The organism is Rhodococcus shunpengi (assembly GCF_048381395.1).
Lineage (GTDB): Bacteria > Actinomycetota > Actinomycetes > Mycobacteriales > Mycobacteriaceae > Rhodococcus.
In genome coordinates, this window is the sequence record NZ_JBLWIU010000025.1 from 33877 (window position 1) to 52679 (window position 18803).

General features: G+C 66.3%; 17 protein-coding genes. 9 read left to right on the plus strand and 8 right to left on the minus strand.

Annotated elements, in window-relative coordinates; all coding sequences use genetic code 11:
* Positions 1 to 1251 carry an acyl-CoA dehydrogenase family protein gene (locus ACNJ7K_RS15035; RefSeq protein ID WP_159418233.1) on the minus strand — a complete coding sequence of 417 codons (1251 nt, stop codon included), beginning with the start codon at positions 1249 to 1251 and terminating at the stop codon, positions 1 to 3.
* A 171-nt stretch (positions 1252 to 1422) separates the two neighbouring features.
* On the opposite strand from ACNJ7K_RS15035, the gene ACNJ7K_RS15040 reads away from it, so the two are divergent.
* Both ACNJ7K_RS15040 and ACNJ7K_RS15045 read left to right on the plus strand, forming a co-directional pair.
* Complete coding sequence (locus tag ACNJ7K_RS15040; RefSeq protein WP_159418232.1) at positions 1423 to 2064, plus strand: TetR/AcrR family transcriptional regulator; 642 nt, start codon at positions 1423 to 1425, stop codon at positions 2062 to 2064.
* The gene (locus ACNJ7K_RS15045) at positions 2064 to 3422 is read left to right on the plus strand and encodes a phosphotransferase family protein (protein WP_159418231.1); all 1359 of its coding nucleotides are present in this window, start codon (positions 2064 to 2066) and stop codon (positions 3420 to 3422) included. Before ACNJ7K_RS15040 ends, ACNJ7K_RS15045 begins: the two co-directional genes overlap by 1 nt.
* Positions 3423 to 3468: 46 nt before the next feature.
* On the opposite strand, the gene ACNJ7K_RS15050 is transcribed toward ACNJ7K_RS15045, so the two are convergent.
* Complete coding sequence (locus ACNJ7K_RS15050; protein WP_159418230.1) at positions 3469 to 4197, minus strand: helix-turn-helix transcriptional regulator; 729 nt, start codon at positions 4195 to 4197, stop codon at positions 3469 to 3471.
* Between the two features lie 91 nt (positions 4198 to 4288).
* Between ACNJ7K_RS15050 and ACNJ7K_RS15055 the strand changes: the two genes are divergently transcribed.
* Genes ACNJ7K_RS15055 through ACNJ7K_RS15065 form a run of 3 tightly spaced genes read left to right on the plus strand, consistent with a single transcriptional unit; the run spans position 4289 to position 6194 of the window.
* Positions 4289 to 4744, plus strand: coding sequence for a membrane protein (locus ACNJ7K_RS15055; protein WP_026060865.1), 456 nt, complete (start codon positions 4289 to 4291; stop codon positions 4742 to 4744).
* Entirely contained in the window at positions 4741 to 5736 is a 996-nt protein-coding gene (locus ACNJ7K_RS15060) for a patatin-like phospholipase family protein (protein ID WP_159418229.1), read from the plus strand. The genes ACNJ7K_RS15055 and ACNJ7K_RS15060 overlap by 4 nt, the downstream gene beginning before the upstream one ends.
* Positions 5733 to 6194 carry an SRPBCC family protein gene (locus ACNJ7K_RS15065; RefSeq protein WP_060653105.1) on the plus strand — a complete coding sequence of 154 codons (462 nt, stop codon included), beginning with the start codon at positions 5733 to 5735 and terminating at the stop codon, positions 6192 to 6194. The genes ACNJ7K_RS15060 and ACNJ7K_RS15065 overlap by 4 nt, the downstream gene beginning before the upstream one ends.
* 172 nt (positions 6195 to 6366) lie before the next feature.
* Here ACNJ7K_RS15065 and ACNJ7K_RS15070 read toward each other — a convergent pair whose 3' ends face one another.
* From ACNJ7K_RS15070 to ACNJ7K_RS15085, 4 genes are read right to left on the minus strand one after another with little or no spacing between them, the layout of a single operon-like run.
* Positions 6367 to 7665 (minus strand): MFS transporter, encoded by a 1299-nt coding sequence (locus ACNJ7K_RS15070; protein ID WP_016690774.1) that lies wholly within the window; start codon positions 7663 to 7665, stop codon positions 6367 to 6369.
* Between the two features lie 31 nt (positions 7666 to 7696).
* Positions 7697 to 8905, minus strand: a complete 1209-nt coding sequence (locus ACNJ7K_RS15075; protein ID WP_016690775.1) for a CaiB/BaiF CoA transferase family protein — start codon at positions 8903 to 8905, stop codon at positions 7697 to 7699.
* 11 nt (positions 8906 to 8916) lie between these two features.
* Positions 8917 to 10377 carry a dihydroorotase gene (locus tag ACNJ7K_RS15080; protein WP_487041857.1) on the minus strand — a complete coding sequence of 487 codons (1461 nt, stop codon included), beginning with the start codon at positions 10375 to 10377 and terminating at the stop codon, positions 8917 to 8919.
* Positions 10378 to 10415: 38 nt separating this feature from the next.
* Positions 10416 to 11783: an FAD-dependent oxidoreductase gene (locus ACNJ7K_RS15085; RefSeq protein ID WP_159418228.1), complete on the minus strand. Its 1368-nt coding sequence runs from the start codon at positions 11781 to 11783 to the stop codon at positions 10416 to 10418.
* Positions 11784 to 12048: 265 nt separating this feature from the next.
* On the opposite strand from ACNJ7K_RS15085, the gene ACNJ7K_RS15090 reads away from it, so the two are divergent.
* The 4 genes from ACNJ7K_RS15090 to ACNJ7K_RS15105 are packed head-to-tail and all read left to right on the plus strand — an operon-like array spanning position 12049 to position 15942.
* Positions 12049 to 12843, plus strand: a complete 795-nt coding sequence (locus tag ACNJ7K_RS15090; RefSeq protein WP_016690778.1) for an IclR family transcriptional regulator — start codon at positions 12049 to 12051, stop codon at positions 12841 to 12843.
* Positions 12840 to 13682, plus strand: coding sequence for an HpcH/HpaI aldolase/citrate lyase family protein (locus ACNJ7K_RS15095; protein WP_016690779.1), 843 nt, complete (start codon positions 12840 to 12842; stop codon positions 13680 to 13682). The genes ACNJ7K_RS15090 and ACNJ7K_RS15095 overlap by 4 nt, the downstream gene beginning before the upstream one ends.
* Positions 13679 to 14515 carry a cyclase family protein gene (locus ACNJ7K_RS15100; protein ID WP_016690780.1) on the plus strand — a complete coding sequence of 279 codons (837 nt, stop codon included), beginning with the start codon at positions 13679 to 13681 and terminating at the stop codon, positions 14513 to 14515. Before ACNJ7K_RS15095 ends, ACNJ7K_RS15100 begins: the two co-directional genes overlap by 4 nt.
* Positions 14512 to 15942 carry an MmgE/PrpD family protein gene (locus ACNJ7K_RS15105; protein WP_230791808.1) on the plus strand — a complete coding sequence of 477 codons (1431 nt, stop codon included), beginning with the start codon at positions 14512 to 14514 and terminating at the stop codon, positions 15940 to 15942. The genes ACNJ7K_RS15100 and ACNJ7K_RS15105 overlap by 4 nt, the downstream gene beginning before the upstream one ends.
* A 147-nt stretch (positions 15943 to 16089) precedes the next feature.
* Here the strand turns inward: ACNJ7K_RS15105 and ACNJ7K_RS15110 are convergent, their stop codons facing one another.
* Positions 16090 to 17748 (minus strand): class I adenylate-forming enzyme family protein, encoded by a 1659-nt coding sequence (locus ACNJ7K_RS15110; protein WP_487041858.1) that lies wholly within the window; start codon positions 17746 to 17748, stop codon positions 16090 to 16092.
* Between the two features lie 8 nt (positions 17749 to 17756).
* The gene (locus ACNJ7K_RS15115) at positions 17757 to 18731 is read right to left on the minus strand and encodes a cyclase family protein (RefSeq protein WP_159418225.1); all 975 of its coding nucleotides are present in this window, start codon (positions 18729 to 18731) and stop codon (positions 17757 to 17759) included.
* Positions 18732 to 18803: the final 72 nt, after the last annotated feature.

An 18803-nucleotide genomic window follows, 5' to 3' on the forward strand; every position in this document is an offset into this window, starting at 1 on the left:
TCACTTCTTCTTTCCGGTGAATCCGAACAGGTGACCGGCCACCTTGCGGATCTGGATCTCCTCGGCACCCTCGGTGATCCGATAGCGGCGATGGTGGCGGTAGATGTGCTCGAACGGCAGGTGACGGCTGTATCCCATGCCGCCGTGGACCTGCATGGCCCGGTCGGCGGCATCGCACACGAGCCGGTTGGCGCGGTAGTTGCACATCGAGACGCGATCGGAGACCTCCATGTGCGAGCGTGTGTCCAGGTCACGGGCGGTGACGCGGATCAGCTCGCGCAACATCGCGCCGTCGGTGTGCAGTTCCACCAACGGCCACTGGATGGCCTGGCGGGCCGCGAGAGGCTGGCCGAAGGTCACGCGATCGCGGGCAAAGGAGACCGCTTCGTCGATGCAGTACTGGGCGGCACCGAGACTCGAGGCGGCCTGGCGGATCCTGTTCTCGTGCACGAAGTTCTGCGCGATCTCCAGTCCGCGACCTTCCTCGCCGAGGATCGCCGAGTCGGGCACCCGGACGTCGCGCAAGGACACGTCGGCGTGGTCGGTGGGCATGTTGAGCGTCCACCGGAACAGGTCGACGGATAACCCGGGCGTGTCGACGGGGACGAGGAAGGCGGTGATGCCGCGGGCCTGTCCCGGTTCGCCGCTGGTGCGCGCGAAGACCAGATCATGAGTGGCGATGTGCATCCCGGTGTTCCACCGCTTGGCGCCGTTGATGATCCAATCGCCACCGGAGCGGACGGCAGTCGTCTCCATCCACGTCGCGTCCGATCCGTGGTCGGGTTCGGTGAGGCCGAACCCGAGGAAACGCTCGCCGGTGATCAGGGCTTCGGCGAACTCGCTGCGCTGGTCGCCGGTGCCGAACTTCCAGACCAGGTGGAAGCTGGGAAAGTTCCCGATGATCGACGATTCGTCCTGCAGGTCGTTGTGCAGCCCCAGGCCGCGGTGCGCGAGGTGCTCGCGTACGACCGCCATCTCGAAGTTGCTCGCGTCGGTGCCACCGACCTCGGTGGGCAGGTCGCGGCGGAGGAAACCGGCCTTGTCGGCGCGACGTCGCATCTCCGAGAGCAGTTCGTGCCATTCGGGGCGGGGGAGGCCGCCGGCTTCGAAGTCGGTGCGCGCCCATTCGCGTCGATGGTCGAAGAAGCGTTCGTTGTCGTTCTCCGCCTGCAGGGGTGCGATCTCGGTGTCGATGAAGTGGTCGATGTCGTCGAGCAGTTGCTGCATGTCGTTCGGAAGATCGGATCTCATGCGTGGTCCTCGAATACGAAGTCGAATGAACGAATGTTCAGAGTGACCGTAGCCACATCCGGAGTGATTTTCAACGACTTTGCCGCAGATGAGCTTTGCGAAGATTGCCGATTCCGATTGACAGTCCAGCGACCGTGAGCGATCGTTCATAGTGGAGTAACCAGGAGGAACATGCCCCGCTCAACCGAGAAGAACCCACCGCGTGCGATGTCCTTCGCCGTGCGCGGGACCGACGACAAGGTCGCCGCCACGCTGATCACCGCCGCGGTGGCGACGATGGCCGCCAAGGGCTACCACGGCACCTCGGTGCGCGATATCGCCTCTGAGGCCGGGGTGGCGGTGGGTTCGCTGTACAACTACTTCGGCTCGAAGCAGGAGCTGCTCGCGCTCATCCTCAACCGAGGGCTCGACGCCCTCGTGGAGGAGACCGAGGAAGCGCTGCTCGCCGCGGGCAGTGATCCCGTGGACCGGCTGCGCGCAATCGTCGGCGTGCATGTAGGGCAGCACACGAAGGCTCCCCGGGAAAGCCTGCTCGGGAACAGTGAGTTGCGCAGCCTCGAACCGCAGCACTACGCCGTGGTGGTGACCAAGCGTGACGTGCAGCGACGCATGTTCGACCGCGTCGTCGTCGACGGCGTGGACCGTGGGGTGTTCACGACGAAGACCCCGGTGGACACCGCGCGCTTCATCGTCAGTGCCTGTACCGCTGTCGCCGGGTGGTTCCATCCCGACGGACCGCTCACCGCGCAGGAGGTCACCGCCCGCTACCAGGACATCGCCCTCGACGCCGTCGGGTACCGAAAGGATCCGTGATGAGCATCGACGACCTGCGCGCGGCGCTGACCAGGCACCTCTCCGGACTCGACGGGGTTCGTGGGACGCTCACGGACCTGGCTCGTCTGACCGGCGGCGCGAGTCGCGAGACCTGGCTCCTCACCGTCACCGACGATGCCGGCGCCGAACGTGAACTGATCCTGCGACGCGACCCTCCCGAAGCCGAGGATCCGGCTCGAATGTCCCGCGAAGCGACTGTTCTCCGCGAGGCCCACACTGCGGGTGTTCCCGTCCCCGAACTGCTCGATCACAGCGACGGCGACCGGGTCGAGGGCCTCGGCGCGGCGTATCTCCTCATGGAGAAGGTCCCCGGCGAAGCGCTCCCGCAGCGCCTGCTCCGCGACGACCGGTACAGCGCGGTGCGCAAGAACCTCTCCTACGCATTGGGTCGTGCGCTCGCCCGCATCCACCGGATACCGATCGACGCACTGCCCGACTTCCCGGCCGGAGATCAACTCGACGAGCTCTTCGCCCGTTATGTCGAGACGGGACCACCGCTGCCGAGCCTCGAACTCGCGTTCCGCTGGTTGCACGAGCATCGGTCACCGTCCACGCGCACCACCGTCGTCCACGGCGACTTCCGCAACGGCAACGTGCTCATCGACGAGTCGGGCATCCGCGCCGTCCTGGACTGGGAGCTGACGCACCTCGGGGATCCGATGGAGGATCTCGGCTGGTTGTGCGTGAAGACCTGGAGGTTCGGTGCCGTCGAACCCGTCGGAGGTTTCGGATCCCGCGACGAACTGTTCCGCGGCTATGAAGACGAAAGCGGAATTGCGCCGGATCCCGAGGCGGTGCGGTGGTGGGAGCTCTACGGCACCCTGCGGTGGGCGGTAATGTGCCGGATCCAGGCCAACCGCGCTCTCGTCCACGGCGAGGGAAACGCCCTCGAACTCCTGGCCATCGGCCGGCGCATCGCCGAATGCGAGCACGATCTCCTGCAGTTGCTGGAACCCGCCGGCGATTTCGACCCGGCCACCATCACTTCGGACGAGGAGTCCCGGCAGGATCTGTTCGGCATGCCCTCGGCCGCGGAATTGTCGCGGGCGGTCAAGGCTTTCGTCGTCGACCATCCGGCGACCGACGCACCGTCTCGCTACCAGGCGCGAGTGGCATCGAAGGTTCTCGACATCGTCGCCCGGGAAGCCGAACACGGTGCGCATCTGCGGGCGCAGCATCGGGCCGCGCTCGACGCAGTGGGCGTGGCCGACGAAACCGAGTTGGCGCTGGCGCTGCGGGACGGGAAGCGGACGATGGGGGAAGCCTCCGTCGAGAAGGCGGTGCGGCAAACGGTCGCGGCTCGTCTCATGGTCGCGAACCCCGGGTACGCCGCGTGAACCACTCGTAGTGCTCTCGTCTCGGTGAGACCGGACTCGGTCGGGCTCAGTCCGGATGTGTTTCGTCATCGATGGGCGCCGGCGGTGCGGACGAGCGAGGATGCGACTCGGCGTCGTACTCGATCACCACACAACACCGATCCGGCCGCGGGTGCAGTTCGGCATGCGCGTCGAGGTGGTCGCTGCCGGCGATCACGCCCTCGATCAGGCGTAAGTTCAATCCGCACACCACATCCAGATGATCTTGGGCGACGAGGTGGAAGGGACAGTTGCGTAGGTGGACGTGGCCGTCGCCCTCGGCTCGGGGCAGGTATCCGCAGCCGCGCAGCGCCTCCAGGAGGTCGCCTCCCGAGTCGGCGACCGCTCGTCGTCCGGCGTCGCGTGCGGCTTCGTTCACCGCCGCTCGTACCGTTCCGTCGGTGTCCTGTTCGACCGCGGAGACGAGCAGCCTGGCGAGCAGTTCGTAGTCGCGCGGCGGCACACTGACGGTCATTTCCGTCGTCGTCCTCGTGTAGACCTTCGCCGGGCGTCCCGCGCCGGGGCCGCCGCGCCCGGCAGGTCGCTGGTAGTCGACCGTGACCAGGCCGGCGTCGGCGAGCTTGTCGAGGTGATAGGCCGCGAGGGTCCGGCCGATATCGAGAGCAGCCGCCACCTCCTCGCGCGAGACCGGTTCCTCGCTCTCGGCCACGTACTCGAACAACCGGCGCCGCAACGGATCGTCCAGATTGCTCAATGCCGCCAGCGCCGTCGGTGCGGCAGACCGGGGAGTGGACATGTCCCGACTCTAACACCAAAAAGTATTGACAAATAGGGTCAGTGGAGAGACTCTAAAAACATAAACTATTGTTTTTACAAAGGGGTCCGTGATGACCACTCCCGCAGCTCACTCGTCTTCCACAGCGCCCGGTGCACCTGCACATGGCGACGTGATGCACCGCGCTCGCAGTGATCCCGCCTACGGGGCATTCGTGTTGCTACGCATCGGGTTCACCGCGCTCCCGATCGTCATGGGCATCGACAAGTTCACCAACGTGCTCACCTCCTGGCAGGGCTATCTGGCGCCGTGGATCGTCGATCTCAGTCCCCTCGGCGCGCAGCAGGTGATGCTGGTGGTCGGGGTGATCGAGATCGTCGCCGGTATCGCCGTCGCGATCAAACCGCGATACGCGGCGTATATCGTCGCCGCTTGGCTCGGAGGAATCGTGATCAACCTGTTGAGCTATCCCGGCTTCTACGATGTCGCCCTGCGAGACGTCGGACTGCTGCTTGCGGCTCTGACCCTGGCGCGGTTGGCGTCCGTGTACGACCCGCCCTGGCGATGACCACCGCCTTCGTCCTCGGTGGTGGCGCCGGTCTCGGTGCCGTGGAGGTGGGGATGCTCTATGCGCTCACCGAACGAGGCATCCGTCCCGATCTGCTGATCGGGACGTCGGCCGGTGCGCTCAACGCCGCCTACGTCGCCGGTCGCGGTACCGGCCTCCCGGCTCTGGACGAACTGGCGGCGATCTGGCGGAATCTGCGCCGACAGGACGTCTTCCCCCTCGATCCGGTACGTCAGCTACTGGCCGTGACCGGACTCCGTTCCTCGCTGTGTTCCGACCGGAACCTGCGGCAGCTCATCGAATCACACCTGCCCTACCGTGATCTCGAGGACGCGTCGATCCCCGTGCACCTCGTGGCCACCGACCTGCTCACCGGCCGCGAGGTGCTGCTCTCTACGGGTGAGGCCGTCAGTGCCGTGCTCGCCAGTGCCGCCGTCCCCGGTGTTCTGCCCGCCCTGCAACGCGAGGGTCTGAGTCTCGTCGACGGGGGTATCGCCGACGATGCGGCTCTGTCCCAAGCAGTGGCCCTCGGCGCGGACGACGTATGGGTGCTGCCCGCCGGCTACGCATGTGCCCTGCCACGTCCTCCGACCACCGCGCTGGCCACCGCGGTGCAGGCTCTGACGCTGCTCACTCACCAGCGCCTGCTGCTCGAGGTCGCCGACTTCTCCGAACGGGTCGAACTGCACGTACTACCCCCACTGTGTCCGGTGTCCGTGTCGCCGATCGACTTCAGCCATGCCGGCGAGTTGATCGAGCGGGCCCATCGGGCGACGCAGGCCTGGATTGCCGCCGGGGGAGATCGACGGCCCCACCCCGAACGTATTCTGTCCCTGCACAATCACCGGCCCCGGCTCGGGGAGCCGGACGCGTCGAGCGGTCGCATTCCCGGCCGCGGTTCCGATCCGACACGGCCGGAAGACGGATACACGACAGTTGCGGCATGGGGTCGGGTGTGGCCTTCTCAGGGAAGGGGTACGCGATCGCCATGAGCACAATCACGGAAGCCATCGATGTCGATGTACCGATCCGCGTCGCATACAACCAGTGGACACAATTCGAATCGTTTCCTCATTTCATGGAAGGGGTTCGAGAGATCCGGCAACTCGACGACACGCATGTTCATTGGGTGATCGATATCGCAGGTCAGGTCCGCGAGTTCGATGCCACCATCACCGAGCAACATCCGGACGAGCGGGTGGCGTGGACGTCGGATTCGGGACCCAACCACGCGGGAGTGATCACGTTCCATCGTCTCGATGACGAGAAGACCCGAGTGACAGCCCAAATGGACATCGACCCGGAAGGATTCGTCGAGAATGTAGCCGACAAACTCGGTGTTCTCGGCAACCGGGTCAAGAACGACATGAGGAAGTTCAAGGAGTTCATCGAGCAGCGCGGACACGAGACCGGTGGGTGGCGCGGGGACGTGGACCGACCCACCCCCTGAGGCCCTTCCATCATCGACGTCACCAGTTCCTGCAACGGTACCGGTTCCTCTCACCGTGGAGCTACGACGAAGGACCGGCCCGAAATGCTCGGGCCGGTCCTCTCATGTGGACGTCGCCGTCCGATTCGTCGATCGTCCCTGCACGGCAGGGGGTACCACTGTCAGACGCGTGTCAGACGCGTTTGACCGCCTCGCGGTGGTCGACGGAGTCGTCCGATGCCTGCAGCCGCGGCGGTTCCTTGGTGAAGAACAGCATCGCGACAGCACCGATCAGACACAGGGCGGTCATGACCAGGAATCCGCCGTCGTAGGTGCCGGTACGAGCGACACTGAAGCCCATGACCGACGGAGCGACGATGCCGGACAGTGCGAAGCAGGCATCGGCGAAACCGGCGGCCGTGCCGGGCTGGCTCGGAGCGGCATCGATCGACGCGACCCACCAGATGCCGCCGGTGATGAAGCCGAAGCCCACACCCGCGGAGATGCAGATCAGTGCGACGACGATGTTGCCGCGGAAGAACAGGATCGGTGCGATCGACGCGCCCGCCAGCAGCAGCGCGACACCGATGATGATGAATCGCGAGCGGATGCTCTGCGTGCGCTTGTACACGCGGTCGACGAGGATTCCGCCGAGCAGTGCGCCCACCACACCGGCTGCCCACGGCGCCACGGAGAATGCACCGACCTCCTTGATGGACAGACCGAATTCGTGCTCGAGGTACTGCGGGAGCCAGTACATGAAGGCCCAGAACATGAAGCCCCACGAGAAGTATCCGAGACCGACGAGCCAGAGATTGCGGTTGCGGAGGATCTCGCCCCAGTCGGTGCTCGACTCGTGACCGGTCTCCTCACCGTCCAGCTGGCCGGCGCGGATGTAGTCCAGTTCTTCCTTCGACACGAACTTGGCCTCGCTCGGCGAGTTCTTCAGCGTCGGATAGGCGATCACGACCCACACGACTCCGACGATCGCCAGAATCCAGAACATCGCCTTCCAGCCGGTGAGGGCGATCAGCTGGGTGAGGATCGGTCCGCCGACGAGCAGGCTGCCGGAGACCGCCACACCGCCGATCAGGGCCAGCGCCTTGCCTCGTTCCTGCGCCGGCAGCCAACGGCTGACGAGGCGGGTCGCTGCGGGGAAGCATGGCGCTTCACCGGCTCCGAGGAGGATGCGTAGCAGGATCAGGCCGATGAACCCGCCGGCGAACGGGGTCAGTGCCGTGGCTGCGGCCCAGATGAACATGCCCACGATGAGCACGCGCCGGGAACCGTAACGGTCGACCAGCGGTCCCGACAGGAGAGCGAAGAGCATGTAGCCGATCGAGAATGCGGAACTGATGATGCCGTACTCACCGGGAGTGATCCCGAACTCGGAGCGCAGATCGGATGCTGCGAACGAGATGGCACTGCGATCGATGTAGTTGACGATTACCAGGCCCAGAATGATGGCGATGGTCCACCAACGCGATTTCATAGCGAACTCCTCGGATGACGCAGTCGCAGGGTCAGATGACGCCCCGGGCCCGCAGTTCGTCGATGTCCTCGGGGCTGCGCCCGAGGTGGGAGAGAACCCTGTCGGTATCGGCACCGGCAGGGCGACCGGTGTGGCGGATCGCACCGGGGGATCGGCCCATGCGCCACATGACGTTCTGCATGCGCACGGGGCCGAGTTCGTCGTCGTCGACGGTGGTGACTATGTCGGTCGCGACGACTTGCGGATCTGTCAGCAGGTCACTGGGTCGGTAGACCGGTGCCACGGCGGCGCCGGCCTCCTCGAAGGCGACGACCACCTCGTCGCGAGTACGGTCGGCGATCCAGTCGCCGACGTACTTGTCGAGCAGGTCCGCGTGCTCGGCGCGGGTGCGACCGGTGGCGAACCAGTCTTCGTCGATGACCTCGGGATGCCCCACCAGGCGCAGTACCCGTTCGGCGATCGCTTGTGCGCTCGTGGACACGGCTACCCAGTGGTCGTCCTTGGTGCGGTAGAGATTTCGCGGGGCATTGTTCTGCGATCGGTTGCCGGTGCGCTGTTGGTCGACGCCCAGCTGATCGGCGTAGATCACGCCGGGGCCGACGGCGGTCATGATCGGTGTGAGGAGATCGAGGTCGATCTCCTGACCGGTACCGCCGTTGCGTTCACGCTCGAACAACGCCATCGACACCGCCGAGGACCCGGCGACTCCGGCGATGGAGTCGGCAAGGCCGAATGCCGGCAGGGTGGGAGGGCCGTCGGGGTGGCCGGTGAGATGGGCGAAGCCGCTCATCGATTCCACCAGCGTGCCGAACGCGGGACGTGTCGCATACGGTCCCTGTTGTCCGAAACCGGTGACCCGCAACATGATCAGTGCGGGATTCCGCTCGGCGAGTTCGGCATAGGACAGGCCCCAACGCTCGAACGTACCGGGTCGGAAGTTCTCGACCACCACGTCGGCTTCGGCGGCGAGATCGCGGAAGATCTCCTGGCCTTCCGGTGTGCTCAGGTTCAGGGTGACGGTCTGCTTGTTGCGGCTGACCATCTTCCACCAGAGCGGGACACCGTTCTTGTCCAGGCCGTGCCCGCGCATCCCGTCCGGCTTCGCCGGATGTTCGATCTTGATGACCTCCGCGCCGAAGTCACCCAGGATCTGCGCGGCGAGCGGCCCGGCAAGGATGGTGGACGCGTCGAGGACCTTGATCCCCCGCAGGGGACCGGCAGGGAGCTTGTCGTCGGTCAACGGGTGTCTCCTCAGTACGGGCGGGCGAGGTAACGGCCGGCGGGCGTGCCGGTGACCGCTCCGTCGGCCAGGACCCGGTTACCGCGCACGAAGGTGTCGGTCACCGCAGCGGTGAGCTCGAATCCCTCGAAAGGCGTGTATTCCTGGGTGGATTCGGAATCAGCCGCGTGCACGGTCCAGGTGCGATTGGGGTCGACGATCGCGATGTCGGCGTCGGCGCCCTCGGCGAGTCGTCCCTTGCCGGGCAGACCGTAACGGTCGGCCGGGTTGGAGGAGAGCAACTGCGCGATGCGGCGCAGGGACAGTCCACGCTTGCGGCCTTCGCTGATCAGGCCGGGCAGGAGGTATTCGGTTCCGCCGAAGCCGGACTTGGCGGCGAACACGTCGTCGCGGTCCTCACCGAACTTGACCTCGTCCTTGCAGCAGGCGTGGTCGGAGACGACCCAGTCGATGTTGCCGGCGAGCAGGTGCTCCCACAGCGCCTCGACGTCCTCGCGCGGACGGATCGGCGGGTTGACCTTGGCACCGAGTCCGTTGGCGTTGTCGATGTCGGTGAGCAGGTGGCCGATGGTGACCTCGCGACGGAAGTTCACGTGCGGGAAGGCCTCGGCCATCTTCATCGCGGCCTTCAGTGCCTTCGCCGAGCTCAGGTGCAGCAGGTTGATGTTCGGCAGGCCGGTCTCGTCGGCGAGGAAGGACGCGATGGTCACGGCCAGGCCCTCGGAGTGCTGAGGCCGGGAGGCGCTGTAGGCGGCGAGGCCGCTGAGCTTGCCCTCCTGCTCGACGATCTTGGTGTAGGCGCTCATGATCTCGGCGGTCTCGCAGTGCAGCGACAGCGAGATGTGCGGAGCGAGCTCGGGGAACTGCTCGCGAGCCTTCTGGACGCCCCGCATGACGAACTCGAAGTGCGCGATGTCGTAGCGCTCGTCCTCGGGGATCATCAGGAAGTCGTTCTGCGAGGTGGAGCGCCCGTGCAGGCCGTGGCTGCCGTAGAACATGAAGATCTTGAAGGACGTGACACCCTGTTCCGACGCGAGCGCGGGGATCTCACCGATGTGCTGCTTGGACATCGGGGCGAGATGGAACGCGTAGTCGATGTAGCTGCGCCCGGCGGAGGCCTCGAGGACCTCGGGGAAGAAATCGGCGTAGGCGCCACCCTTGTTCAGGTAGTACTGGCCGGTGCGCATGTAGGTCAGTGCGGTCGTGACGCCGCCCTGCGCGCTGGCCCGGGACTCCGTGTGGGTGTCCTCGGAGAGCGGGTTGTAGATGCCCCAGTGCTGATGGGCGTCGACGACACCGGGGAACACCAGCTTGTCGGTCGCGTCCACGATCTCGGCACCGTCGGCCTGGAGGTCGGGGCCGATGGCGGCGATCTTGCCGTCGACGACGAGGACGTCGGCGATGTCGCCTTCCGCGGCCGCGGTGTCCTCGGTGCGGACGACGGTGCCGTTCTTGATGAGGTAGCTGGTCATGTCATCTCCTGGGGAGTATCGGGACAGGTGGTGCGTTTTCAAACGGTTACGGTGCTGCTCACGTGCTCGGCGGCGAGATAGGCCAGACCGAGCGCGGTGATCAGACCATTGCCGGCGAGGTAGCCGCCGGCTCCGTGGCCGGAGATTCCGACGGCGGCGCCGCCGGATGCGTACAGGCCGGGAATGGGGGCTCCGTGGGCGAGTACGCGGGCGTGTTCGTCGACGACGAGTCCGCCCTGGGTGTGGAACAGTGCCGGTTTGACAGCGATCGCGATGTAGGGCGCGGTCAGGGGGTGTCGGGTATCGGTGCGTCCTTGTCGATCGGGCTCGAGTCCGGCCGCGGCGCTGTGGGCGGCAGTGAGCTCGTCCTCGAGTGCTGATGCGGGCACCCCGATGGCGTCGGCGAGGTCGGTGGACGTGACGGCCCGCACCAGCGACCCGCTCTCGGCGACGGTGCGGAAATCGTCGAACACCGAGCACAGTTCTTCGATGTGCTCGTCGATGATGATCCAGCCGGCAGATCCGGGTCGGGCGGCGAGCAGGGCGGCGAATTCCGAGTAACCGGTGGTCTCGGGGGCGAATCGCCGGCCGGTGCTGTCGACGACGATACCGCCGTGGACCACAGTCGCCCAGCCGACGAGCGTCTGACTGCGCGACGAAAGCGCAGCGTGGCCCTGGTAGGCGTCGAGGAAACCGGTGTCGGCTCCGAGTCGCCCGCCGATGCGGAGCGCGTCGCCACGGCTGAACTGACCACCGTGGTAGTGGGCGTCCGCGATCTCGGGCATGTGGGTCCGGACCAGGTCGCGGTCGGCACCGAAGCCGTTCGTCGCCAGAAGCACGGCCCCGGTCGTGAGCCGTTCGGTGTTTCCGTCGGGGGTGGCGATCTCTACTCCGGTCACGCGGCCGTCGACGGTGTAGACCTCGCGCAGACTCATCGGGGCGATCAGTTCGATCCGAGGATGTGCCTGGGCGCGGTGCACCAGGTGACGCAGCAGGTGGGAGCCGTGGCGGCCGGGAATGCTGTGGCAGCGGTCGGCGGTGTGTCCCGGATAGCGGAAGTCGGTGACGAGCTCGAGGTCGAGGCCCTGAATGTCGGCCAACCAGGTCACGAGTGCGCCGCTGACCTCGGTCAGTGCCCGAGCGACCCGCTGATCTGCCGTACCTGCGGTCTTGCGGGTGATGTCGTCGAGGAAACGGTGCGGATCGTCCTCGACGCCGGCCGCATCCTGCCAGCGTGTCCCCGCCGCGGGGATCATCGCCGTGCACATCGAGGTGTTGTTGCCGCGCTGGAAGTGTTCGTCGGCGTCGATGACCAGAACGTTCGCGCCCAGTTCCGCGGCACGCAGGGCCGCGACGAGTCCGCCGCCCGCGCCGGCGACGACGAGGTCGAATTCCGGACTTGTCACACTGCCTCCTAGATGGTGTTTCGCTCAGCGGAACACTGGAAAGTGATCTCCTGCACTATGCGCCTCCTCGAATCGATGCGCAAGTGGGAATTGGGCGAATTGCGCTGGGAAACTTCGATGTAACGCGAGTGGTCATGTCTGGACAATCGTTTCGCTAAGCGGTACAAAGTGTCCAAGGCCTTGAACGGTCGTGCCGCTCCCGCAGCATGTCCAGCAGACCTGACAAGGTGTTCACCATCCGAACCGACCGGCGAACGGAGCCACAATGGAGTCCTCAACTGGCGGCACCACCTCCGCCGCGCGAGCCGCGGAAGTGCTGCTCGAATTCGGTCGCCGGTCGAGCGCGCTCGGCGTCTCGGAGATCGCCCGCTCCACGGGGATCTCCAAGGCGGTCACCCACCGCATCCTCACGACCTTCGTCGAATGCGGTCTACTGCTCTATGAGCCCTCGACCCGCCGCTACCTGCTCGGTCCCGCCGCTGCCACGCTCGGGGCTCGTGCACTGGATGTGTCTCCGTTGCGTCGTGTCGCCCGCAGTGCCCTGGAAGACCTCCAACGTGCCACCGGTGAGACCGCGACGGTGACCGGCCGGCTGCCGGGCGGACGCGTCTACCTCGACCAGGTCGAGAGCACCCAGGAAATCAAGATGACGGTGGAGTTGGGGCGTCGCTTCGAGCTGTACAGCGGGTCCTCGGGACGCATCATCCTCGCGTACCTGTCGGAGTCCGAGCAGGAGGACGTGCTGTCCCGGCAATTGACGCGCCTGACCGGGAAGACCATCACCGATCCGGCCGCGCTGCGTGCAGTGCTGCAGGAGGCGCGTGAGCGCGGTGTGTGCCGATCGACCGGCGAACGCCAGGAAGGCGCGGCCTCGATCGCCGCGCCCGTTTTCGGTGCAGACGGCACAGTGGTCGGCTCGCTGTCGGTCTGCGGGCCGAGCTACCGCATGACCGACGAAGCATTCGACCGCTACGAGGACGCGCTCGTCGAAGCGGCACAAAGGGTTTCGCGCGCTCTCGGGTACCGTCAGGTTCACGCCCCGGTGGGAGAACCGGTATGACGCCCCGCAGTTGGTTGTACGTTCCGGGGCATCGCGCGGACCGCATCGACAAGGCGCTCGCCAGTGCCGCTGATGCCGTCGTCATCGACCTCGAGGACGCAGTACCCGTCGATGCGAAGAAACGTGCACTCGACAACGCCATCGCGGCCGTGCACAGCGCACCCTCCGACCGCGTGGTCTGGTTGCGGCTCAACGCCATCGGATCGCAGTGGCTCGACGACGAGATCGCCGCGTTGTCGGCCGCCGATCGAACCCCGGCCGGCGTTCGACTGCCGAAGGCCGACGATCCCGATACGGTTGCGGCGACCGCGGATCGGCTCGACTGTCCGGTCCACGCGATCATCGAATCCGCTGCGGGTCTGCTCGCCGCACCGCAGATCGCGCGATGTCACCACCGCGTCACCGGAATCGCGCTCGGTGAAGCCGACCTCGCCGCGGACCTGCGTACCGAACCCGACGGACTGACCTGGGCGCGCGGCTGGATCGTCACAGCCGCACGCGCGGCGGGACTGTCGTCGCCGATCCAGAGTGTCTGGACCGCAGTGAACGACCTGGACGGGCTCGCGGAATCGTCCCGAGCCGGCCGCATCCAAGGATTCTTCGGACGCTCCGTCGTCCACCCGAAGCAGATCGACATTGTCAACGAGGCCTACACGCCCTCGGCCGAAGAACGAGAGCGGGCGCAGCGAATAGTCGACGACGCGTCCGCGTCCTCGGCAGCGGGGGAGTCCGCAGTTCTCGACGAGAACGGCAGATTCATCGACCCGGCGGTCGTTGCGAACGCTCGCGTCGTTCTCGACCGAGCCCAGGCCATCACAGTACGAGGAGCCACATCATGACCGAACAAACCATCGCCGGTCCCGACGCACTGCTGAGTGCGGTCGTCGACACCGACGTCGACATCGTCGAGCTCGGACATCCCCACACGACCGGTATGCCCTGCTCACCGAACCATCCCGGCTTCCGGATGACGCTCATCCGCCGGCACGGCGACATGGTGCGACCCGACGGCGGATCGGCATCGAACGAGATCATCGTGACCGGCGGACACGTCGGCACTCACGTCGACGCGCTCTCCCACGTCAGCCACGAGGGGAAGCTGCACGGTGGTATCGACGCCGAGGAAGCCCAGCGCGGTGGAAAGTTCTCCCAGCTCGGCGCCGAGTCCATTCCCTTCATGCTTCGTCGCGGACTGCTCCTCGACGTCGCCCGGGTCCGCGGCGTCGACTCCCTCGATGCGGGGCAGGCGGTCACCGAGCAGGACCTGCGCGACGCGGCCGACGCCGCCGGTGTGACACCGCGCCGCGGTGATGTCGTGCTGATCCGTACCGGATGGGCCCGGTACTTCGACGATCCGCAGCGCTATCTCGGCCAGCAGGACGGTGTTCCGGGTGCCGATGTCGGTGCGGGCCGGTGGCTCGCGGCGAGCGGCATCGCAGCCGCCGGCGCAGACACGACGGCCTTCGAACACATCCCGGCGGGCAAGGGGCACAGCGTTCTTCCGGTTCACCGAGTACTGCTGGTGGAAAACGGAATCCATATCATCGAGCACCTCAACCTCGAGGATGCCAGTGCCCGCGGCCTGACCGAATTCACGTTCGTCATGGCACCGCTGCGCATCACCGGCGGTACCGGTTCGCCCGTGCGCCCCGTCGCGGTGGTGGCCTCGTGACCAGTACCGAGACTCGACACGACCTGACCGGAACGGTCGTCGGCCGGCTCGCCGCTCTCGCCGCGGACATCCGCACCACGGGACTGCCTGCAGAACTGCGCAAGGACGTCGCGCGCCGGGTACTCGACCTGCTCGGAAACTCCCTCGCGGCGCACGACCAGCCGTCCGCTCGCGCCGTCACCGAGGTGGCACGCAACTGGTCCGGCGCAACCGCGGCCACCGGCATCGGCACCGGAGAACGATTCCCGGCGGCCACTGCCGCGCTGGTCAACGGCACACTCGCCCACTCGATGGACTCCGATGACACCCACCTGCCGTCGGTGCTGCACCCTTCGGCCTCGGTGATCCCGGCGGCGCTCGCTGTGGGTGAAGCCGTGGGAGCCTCCGGTGCAGCCGTTCTCGACGCCGCGGGTGTGGGTATCGAGATCGTGGTTCGCCTCGGTATGGGCGGCTACGACGAGGAACTCGGCAACTCCGAGTTCTTCGAACGTGGCCAGCACGCGACCTCCATCTGCGGTGCCGTCGGTTCGGCTGCCGCCGCAGCGATGCTGTACGGACTCGACGCCGAAGGTATCGCGGATGCCATGGGCATCGCCGCGAGCTTCGGTGCCGGATTGCTCGAAGCGAACCGCACCGGCGGCACGGTCAAGCGGACGCACTGCGGATGGGCGGCGCATTCCGGTGTCACCTCGGCAGAATTCGCTCGGGCCGGACTGACGGGACCGCCGACCGTGATCGAAGGACGCTTCGGGTTCCTGCACGCCTTCTGCGGCGATCGGGCCGACACCGCGAAGGTCCTGGACGGACTGGGCGAGCACTGGGAACTGCCGGGCATCTTCTTCAAGCCCTATCCGTGCAATCACTTCACTCACGCCGGTATCGACGCCGCACGAGCGCTCGTCCGCGACGGCCTGGACCCGGCCGATATCGTGGAGATCCAGCTCGGCGTGCCGAAGCCGGTACTACGCACGATCGCCGAGCCCCCGGCATCGAAGGCTGCTCCCGAATCCGGTTACCACGCGGCCTTCTCGGGCCCGTTCACCGTCGCACGGGCACTGCTCGGTGGCTCGGGACTCGGTGTGGGACATGCCGATTTCACCGACGCTGCCGCGAAGGATCCGCGCACACTCGAACTCGCGCGGCTGGTCACGAGTTACAGCGACGACCGCTGCGACGAGATCTACCCCCACCAGTTCCCGGCGGTTCTCCGGGTACGTACCCGGGACGGTTCCTGGCACGAAGCTCGCGTCGACCACAACCGAGGTGGTCCGGCGAACCCGCTCTCCGACGACGAACTCACGATGAAGTTCGATCTCAACGTCGAAGGACGGTTGTCGCCGGAGAGTGCCGCAGAGGTCGCGGGAACCGCGCTCGCACTTCCTGCTGCCGAGTCACTCGATGCCCTGATGGCGACCGTGCGCGGTTGATCCGCGCAATGTGCGGGTCGTGATGGTGTGCCGTCCGGTCGCAAGCGAGAAGGCGGGTCTTCTCCGGTAGCTCTGTACCGAAGAAGACCCGCCTTCGTCGCAGCGCCTACGGAATGCGCATGCGGGCGAGGAACTCTGCGACCATCGTCAGGACGGTGTCGTCGTTCGTAGCTCGCGGCGCAGCAGTTTGCCCGTCGCCGTCTTGGGAATGTCGGAGATGATCTCGACGAAGCGTGGGCACTTGTAGGCCGCCAGTCGCTTCTTCGTGAATGCGATCAGCTCATCGGGCGTGACCGTGGCTCCGGGGCGGAGGCTGACGAAAGCTTTGACAGTCTCCCCGCGGTACTCGTCGGGTACACCCACCACCGCTGCTTCGCGAACGGCGTCGTGTTCGTAGAGCACGTCCTCGACCTCGCGAGGCCAGACCTTGTAGCCACTGGCGTTGATCTGGTCCTTCTTGCGGTCGATGATGTAGAACCAGCCGTCGCTGTCCATGTAGCCGACGTCGCCGGTGTGCAGCACGCCGTTCGGGATCGAGTTCGCCGTGGCCTCGGGCTTGTTCCAGTACCCGGCCACCACCTGCGGTCCGGCCGTCACGAGTTCCCCGACCTCGCCCGGGGGAAGGTCGTTGCCGTTGTCGTCGACGATCCGCACGATGGTGTCGTAGACCGGCACGCCCACGGAGGTCGCTCCGGTCAGCTCGTCGACCGGAGCCCGCCTGCCGAGTGGCACCCCGTGCGACGGGGAGGTCGTCTCGGTGAGGCCGTAGATGTTGTGGATGTAGTGGCCGAGTCCCTCCTCGAACGCCGCGATGGTGCTCGGTGGAATCGGTGCCCCACCCGAATAGATCTTGGTCAGGCTCGCCAGGGCCTCCTTGCTCGCGTTCGGGGCGTTCATCAACGCGATGAACACCGTGATCGACCCGACCGTGAACGTGGCGTGTTGCTTCTCGATCGTCTCGATGGTGTCGGCCGGATCCATGCGGTACATCAGCACCAGCGGTGCGCCGGTCAGCAGCGACAGGGCGATGTGGCCGACGAGTCCGGTGATATGGAACAGCGGTGCGACGCCGAGGATGACGTCGTCGGGACCGATGTCGATCCAGTCCCGGTAGGTCTGCGCATTGAACGCCACGTTGCGGTGGGTGGTCATCGCGCCCTTCGGCGGACCGGTGGTCCCGGAGGTGTACGTCAGGAAAGCGACCGTGCCGGGGCCGATCTCGGCAGGAGGGACGGTCCGGTCCCGGAAGGCCGCGAGCATCTCCGCCATGTCCGTGGTGCCCGCGCACGAGATGCGTTCGACGCCGGCGAGGGTGCCGCTGTTGGCACTCTGGTACTCCAGTTCCGACGTCGTGATCACGGTGCGCACGTCGGTCGACTCGACGACCTTCGCTGCCACCTCGGTGTAGAGGGATTGCAGCGCCACGAGGACCGTGGCCCCGGAGTCGCGCAGGATCTCCTCGAGTTCGCGTTCGCGGTACATCGGATTGGCGGACACGGCGATGCCGCCGGCCTTCCACGTTCCGAGTTGGGCGATGACGAACTGGGGCACGTTCTGTGCATAGATCGCGACCCGCTCACCCGGCCGGAACCCGGCGTCGAGGATTCCGGCGGCGAACGCGTCGCTCAGTTCGTCGAGTTCGCCTGCGGTGATCCGGCCGTCGAAGTAGCGGATGATGTCGGCGTCCGGATCGCGTTCGACGGTCGCCCGGAACATCGCCAGGGCGTCGTCGAATTCGATCGTGCGTGGTTGCCGCTGCGCAGCGTCGTACTGCGACAACCACACCTTGTCGTCGTAGATGGTCATGGTTCGCCTCAGCGGATGACGATGGGATTCACCGGGGCGCCGGTGCCGTTGACGATCTTCAGCGGGGCGGCGGTGTAGAGGAAACTCCAGCGGCCGTCCGCGGCGCAGGCGTCGGCGAGGTCGTCGAGCCAGGCGATCTCCGTCAGCGTGACACCGAGATTGCGCATCAGGGCGCAGTGCAGTGGCAGCGCGACGCCGCTCTGCGGGTCGTAGGTCACCTCGTTGGCGATCGTGTCGGTCACCAGGTTCGGAATCTCCTTGTCCTGGAACCACTCGACGAGCTCGGGCGAATAGGTGAGGCCGGGCTCGCAGAATCCGTCGTAGAACTGTTCGGGGTTGTTCAGCTCGTACCAGTACTTGAGCCACCCGGTGCGGATGATCAGGATGTCGTGCGGCTCGATGGTCACGCCTTGGGCGGTCGCAGCTTCCTCGAGATCGCGGTGGTCGAACGTTTCACCCTTGTCGAGATAGGGCTTCCCGCGATGGCGGGCCATGTCGATGAGGACGCCGCGGCCGACGATGCCCTTCTCTGCGATCGGGAGGACGGAGGCCTTGTCCATTCCTCCGACGGTGCTGCGGGCGTCGTATCCGTTCCAGAGTTTGCCGTCGTACCAGACGTGTCCGAGCGCGTCGTACTGGGTCGATCCCTGGAGAAAGACCAAGGCGGTGTCGTCGGCGTAGTGCAGGCCACCCGGGAAGGCCGGCGCCCCGTCGCCGTCCCAGGAACTCTCGTCGAGCACGTTCTGCCGCTTGATCCCCTCACGACCCGGCCACAGCGGGTCGCCGGGGCTCTCGGCGCGTCCCATGTGGATCTGGAGCGTGAAGGTCTCGCCCGACTTGACGTGCTGGACGCCGCGCAGAACCTCCCCTGCGTCGAGGTAGTTCAGTGCACCCAGCTCGTCGTCGGGTCCCCACTTGCCCCAATTGCTCGGCGCGTTCTCTCCGAGCAGTTCGCGCATTGCGGGAGCGTCGACCTCGGTCATGTTGTCCTCCATCGGGTAAACAGCGGGAGCGAGCACACGCTCGGTGCCGACTATGGTGCACGTCACACCTGT